The 1041-nt window shown below is 62.8% G+C and carries 2 protein-coding genes; both read right to left on the reverse strand.

Annotated features, from left to right (window positions below; all coding sequences use genetic code 11):
- Positions 1-393: hypothetical protein (locus tag ABZ855_RS48440; RefSeq protein WP_360820509.1), on the reverse strand; the 393-nt coding region annotated here is incomplete at its 3' end.
- 76 nt (positions 394-469) lie between these two features.
- A partial coding sequence (locus ABZ855_RS48445) for a hypothetical protein (protein WP_360820512.1) occupies positions 470-1041 on the reverse strand: 572 nt, incomplete at its 5' end.

A 1041-nucleotide genomic window follows, 5' to 3' on the forward strand; every position in this document is an offset into this window, starting at 1 on the left:
GGCAACGGTACATAAGGCGAAGTTCTGATAGCGCCAATGGAAGACCGGCCGCTTCCCCTCACGAACAACTGAATTCTTTCTTGGCCCCATGCCGCATCTGGCCCAATGAACCAATGCCAGCCCGGGGATCAGCATGATGAAACACACTGACAGCACTAGCAGTGCGCCCATAGCCGCGGCGGAGAGAACCACTCCGAACAGATCGGGCAAAGCGAGTATCGGCAGGTAACCGATGCGATAGAAATGCAGCAGAATTATCATTCCGCCCCAAAGCATCGATGTCGTCAGTACTGCGCTTTTTGGGTGCTGCCTGAACTGAAGTATTAACCAGTCCAGCACTTTACCGCCCGGAACATCGGTATTTTCTGTGGCCTTTTTCTTGATTTTTTGCATCGTCGCCTCCGTGCCGATGCTTTTACATTGCCACAGACGCCAAAACGATTTCGCTATGCGCTGCTACGCCGAAAAATCATTTCTCGGCAGCCGCGAACGCCAACCCCGACACCACCCCCAGCGACGGATCGCCCGCCACCAGCTGCGCATCCGGGAAGCAGCGCTGCGCCGCGGCGCGCACGTAGGGCGCGCGCGACATGCCGCCGGTGAGGAACACCACCTGCGGCGGTTCGCCGATCTGTGCGGCGACTTCGCCGAGCAGTTCGGTCAGGAAGCCAAGGAAGCCTTCGGCGGCCGCGGACAGATCGGGCGCGAGCACGTCCTGGGTCAGCCCGGTTTCGATGTAGTCGAGCGCAGCGCGGTTGCGCTCGTGCGAGCTCAGCTCGATCTTGGCCGCTTCCACCGCGCGGCTCAGGCGCGTGGTGTTGCCGGTATCCTGCAGCGCGATCAGGCGCGGACCGAACGGCTCGGGCACCTCGCGGTAGGCGTCGCGGCGCTGGAAATCGCGCTGGCGGATCACGTCGTGCACGGTCGCCGCTTCGACGAAATGGTGCGCCGGCACGCGCGTGGCGCCCTTGCCGAACAGCGGCATGAAGCGCGACAGGCTCAGGGCGAGATCGACGTCGACGCCGCCGCGGGCGATGCCCC

It is taken from the genome of Streptomyces sp. NPDC047042, assembly GCF_040644035.1.
GTDB lineage: Bacteria > Actinomycetota > Actinomycetes > Streptomycetales > Streptomycetaceae > Streptomyces.